Here is a 3,448-nt window from a genome sequence, read left to right as displayed (position 1 = left end):
GACCAGGCGAGCGTGAACCGGTCGTCCTCGGTGAGCGGGGCGCGCCGCCCCGCGTCGGCCAGTCGCGCGGCCAGCGCCAGCTCGGCGGTGGCGCGCCGGGTGGTGTCCTGCACGCCGAGATCGAAGACGGCCAACTCGACCGGGTCCGAGGACATCCGGTGCAGGCCGTGGGCGGCGATCCGGTAAGCCAGAACCCGCGCGCGGTCGATACCGGCCATCGGCGTCCTCCTCCTCGCGTGCTCCGGGTACCCGGTTCAGCCGGTGAGGCGGTAGTCGAACGTGTAGGGCACGGTCTCGGTCGCGCTCGCGGCCCTACCGTGGCCGGTCAGTCCCTCCAGCTCGCCGCTTCCCGAACCGGGCACCACCGTGAAGGTGTCCTCGATCCCGTGCGGCCCGTAGGTCACGTCGTGGCGCAGGACGAACGTGCCGTTCCTGCCGTCTACGGTGCCCTCCACGAATTCGAGGCCGGGCGCGGACTGGCCGTCGCCGTCGTGCCCCTGCCCGGCGTAATACAGCAGGTAGTCGCAGGTCGAGTTCCCTTCGATGGCACCGGAGTAGGTGAAGGTGGCGCGGGCGTGCGCGTAGCGGGGTGCGTCCTCGGGCCCCGCCGCGATGTGCTCGTCCCACGCGCGCAGAACGGAGGAGCCGCGGGCCGTACGGGTCGTGGTGCCGTCGTGTCGTGTGTTCATGCGGTCGACTCTGCCCGGCATACCTGTCGTCCTGTGTCAGGTTTCCCGCGCAGAATGGTCCGTGTGCGGGCGAGCAGGTTGATCTCGGAGCTGTTGCTGCTCCAGACCAGGGGGCAAATGACGGCGCGGCAACTCGCCGACGAACTCGAGGTGTCGGTGCGCACCGTCTACCGCGACCTGGACGCGCTGGGACAGGCGGGTGTTCCGGTGTACGCCGAGCGCGGGCGGCACGGCGCATACCAGCTCGTCGGCGGCTACCGCACGCGGCTGACCGGGCTCACCGATGCCGAGGCCCGTGCGCTGGCGCTGTCCGGGCTCCCGGACGCCGCCGCCGAGCTGGGCCTGGGCACCGTGCTCGCCGCCGCGCGGCTCAAGCTGCACGCCGCGCTACCCGACGACCTGCGCTGCCGCGCGGCCGAGCTGTCCGGCCGGTTCCTGCTTGACGAGCCCGGCTGGCTGCGTGAGCGGGAACAGCCCGCCGCGCTCGCCGAGGTCGCCGACGCCGTGTGGCAGCGCCTGCGGGTCCGGGTGTCCTACCGGCGCTGGGACGGCAGCGGGGTCGAGCGCGTGCTCGACCCGCTCGGGCTGGTCCTCAAGGCGGGGGTCTGGTACCTCGCGGCCCGCGCCGACGGGCGGGTGCGCACCTACCGGGTCGCCCGGATCGGCTCCCTCACCGTGGCCGGGGAGACGTTCGACCCGCCCGCCGACTTCGACCTCGGCGCGTACTGGCGGGCGTGGTCGGCCGACTTCGAACGCCGCCTGTATCCGTCCCACGCCCTGGTCGAGCTGTCCCCGGCCGGGCGTGACCTCGTACCGTGGTACCTCGGGTCGGCCGGTGCGCGCGCCCTGCGCGAGACCGGCGGCGACCCGGACGAGCACGGGTGGTCGCGCGTGCTGTTGCCGGTCGAGGCGGAGGGGCCCGCGCTGGGGCAGCTGCTGCGCTTCGGCCCCGAACTGCGCGTGCTCGACCCGCCCGGCCTCCGGCGCCGGGTCGAGGAGGCGCTGGTGAGGATGAGCGAGCTGTATGACTGACGCGAACGCGCTCGGCGGGGTCACGATCGGCATCACGGCCGAGCGGCGTGCCGAGGAGTTCCTCGGCGCGCTCGAACGCCACGGCGCCACGGTGAAGCACGCGCCGACCCTGACCATCGTGCCGCTGCCCGACGACGACGCCCTGCGCGTGGTCACCGAGCGGGTGGCCACGGCCGACATCGACCACGTCGCCGTGACCACCGGCGCGGGTTTCCGGGGCTGGGTCGAGGCCGCGCGGGGCTGGGGCCTGGCGGAGCCGCTTCTGGAGTCGCTGTCCCGCGCGGCGGTGTTCACCCGTGGCCCCAAGGCCACCGGCGCGGTGCGCGGCCACGGGCTGCGCGAAACGTGGTCGGCGCCCGGCGAGACCGACCGGGAGCTGTTCGACCGGGTACTCGCCGAGGACCCGCGCGGTGCGCGAGTGGCGGTGCAGTCGCACGGCGCGCCGTTGACCGAGCACACCGACGCGCTCCGTGCGCACGGCGCGGAGGTGCTGGAGGCGCGGCCCTACCGCTGGCAGTGGCCGGAGGACCTCGGTCCCGCCCGGAGCCTGGTGGACGACGTGTGCTCCGGCGCGGTGGACGCGCTCGCGTTCACCAGCGCCCCGGCGACGCGCAACCTGCTCACGCTGGCCGACGACGCGGGACGCCGCGCCGAGTTCGTCGACGCGCTGACCCACCGGGTGCGGTGTGCCTGCGTCGGCCCGGTGACCGCCGCGCCGTTGACCGAGGTCGGTGTACCCACGCTCCAGCCCGAGCGCCAGCGTCTGGGTGCGCTGGTCAAGCTCCTCGTCGCGGAACTGGGCCGGTAGCGGTCCCGGGCCGTGGCCTATATCTCCGCGATCTCGACGAGCCCATCGAGTCCGGCGAGGTCCTTGCCGTTGCGTGTGTAGAGCGTCGCACCGTGCGCGTGCGCGGTAGCGGCGATCATGAGGTCCAGCGCTCGCGCGCGAGGTCGCCGCCCGAGCTGGGACACGGCAGCGGCGAGTTCGCCGTAACTGGCGGCCACAGCGTCGTCGACGGGAAGCGGATCGAACAACCTTTCCACCGACGAAAGGCGACGGAGGCGCGCCGCGCGGGCGCGGGCGTCACGTGCCATCAGCACGCCGAAATGCAGCTCGGCGATGGTGACCGTGCTGATCGCCATACGTCCCGGGATCGGCGTGAGCTCGGAGACGACAACGCTGGTATCGAGAACGACCTTCACCGCGGTTCCCACGGATCCGAGAATCGTTGGTCGATCAGTTCCCGGTCTCGTTCCCAGTCAGTGTCGATGTCACCCGAAAGGTGTTCCGCGATTTCCTCATAGGTGCGCCAGCGTTTGGGTGCGATCGCTGTCATGCGCACACTCGGCCGTCCCGCGACGGTGACAATGACCTCCTCGCCCGCTTCGACTTGGCGAATCAGGTCGGAGGCGTGCTGGCGCAACTCGCGAAGGCCCACGGTGGTCACGACACGACGATAGCACTTGTGTCACACCGTGTGCCACCGCGTGGGTCAGTCGTCGAGGGGCTCGCCGCGTTCGCGGGCGCGCAGGTTCTCGCGGCTGGCCTCGTCCTCGCTGCGGCCCTGTCGCCAGTAGCCGGTGAAGGTGATGGCGCGCTTGGGCACGCCGCGGTCGCGCACCAGGTGGCGCCGGGTGTGCTTGACCAGACCGGCCTCGCCCGCCAGCCAGGCGTAGGGCAGCCCGGTGGGCAGTGCGGCCTCGCGCACGGCGGCGAGCACCGCCTC

At 72.7% G+C, this 3,448-nt stretch carries 6 protein-coding genes and 1 pseudogene; 2 read left to right on the top strand and 5 right to left on the bottom strand.

The window, feature by feature from the left end:
• Positions 1 to 218, bottom strand: a pseudogene (locus tag SACSA_RS26210) (winged helix DNA-binding domain-containing protein); the annotation flags it as partial.
• 36 nt (positions 219 to 254) lie between these two features.
• A complete protein-coding gene (locus SACSA_RS0114240; RefSeq protein ID WP_048876822.1) occupies positions 255 to 689 on the bottom strand; it encodes a DUF3224 domain-containing protein in 435 nt (144 codons plus the stop codon).
• A 63-nt stretch (positions 690 to 752) separates the two neighbouring features.
• Here SACSA_RS0114240 and SACSA_RS0114235 point away from each other — a divergent pair, with 63 nt between their 5' ends.
• Both SACSA_RS0114235 and SACSA_RS0114230 read left to right on the top strand, forming a co-directional pair.
• A complete protein-coding gene (locus SACSA_RS0114235) occupies positions 753 to 1,721 on the top strand; it encodes a WYL domain-containing protein (RefSeq protein WP_028661876.1) in 969 nt (322 codons plus the stop codon).
• Positions 1,714 to 2,529 carry a uroporphyrinogen-III synthase gene (locus SACSA_RS0114230; RefSeq protein WP_019816571.1) on the top strand — a complete coding sequence of 272 codons (816 nt, stop codon included), beginning with the start codon at positions 1,714 to 1,716 and terminating at the stop codon, positions 2,527 to 2,529. The genes SACSA_RS0114235 and SACSA_RS0114230 overlap by 8 nt, the downstream gene beginning before the upstream one ends.
• Before the next feature lie 17 nt (positions 2,530 to 2,546).
• Here SACSA_RS0114230 and SACSA_RS0114225 read toward each other — a convergent pair whose 3' ends face one another.
• The 3 genes from SACSA_RS0114225 to SACSA_RS0114215 all read right to left on the bottom strand — a co-directional run.
• Positions 2,547 to 2,936 carry a PIN domain-containing protein gene (locus SACSA_RS0114225; RefSeq protein ID WP_019816570.1) on the bottom strand — a complete coding sequence of 130 codons (390 nt, stop codon included), beginning with the start codon at positions 2,934 to 2,936 and terminating at the stop codon, positions 2,547 to 2,549.
• Positions 2,921 to 3,169 (bottom strand): type II toxin-antitoxin system Phd/YefM family antitoxin, encoded by a 249-nt coding sequence (locus SACSA_RS0114220; RefSeq protein WP_019816569.1) that lies wholly within the window; start codon positions 3,167 to 3,169, stop codon positions 2,921 to 2,923. Before SACSA_RS0114220 ends, SACSA_RS0114225 begins: the two co-directional genes overlap by 16 nt.
• 45 nt (positions 3,170 to 3,214) lie before the next feature.
• On the bottom strand, positions 3,215 to 3,448 hold a 234-nt coding region (locus SACSA_RS0114215; protein ID WP_019816568.1), incomplete at its 5' end, for a siderophore-interacting protein.

The organism is Saccharomonospora saliphila YIM 90502 (assembly GCF_000383795.1).
GTDB classification, from domain to species: domain Bacteria; phylum Actinomycetota; class Actinomycetes; order Mycobacteriales; family Pseudonocardiaceae; genus Saccharomonospora; species Saccharomonospora saliphila.
Note: the sequence above shows the minus strand (reverse complement) of the source record. Positions and strands in the feature narration are given on the sequence as shown.

Bases quoted from the DNA above. Each gene is read 5' to 3' on its own strand.
- SACSA_RS0114230 (WP_019816571.1), top strand. From the start codon at position 1,714: ATGACTGACGCGAACGCGCTCGGCGGGGTCACGATCGGCATCACGGCC.
- SACSA_RS0114240 (WP_048876822.1), bottom strand. From the start codon at position 689: ATGAACACACGACACGACGGCACCACGACCCGTACGGCCCGCGGCTCC.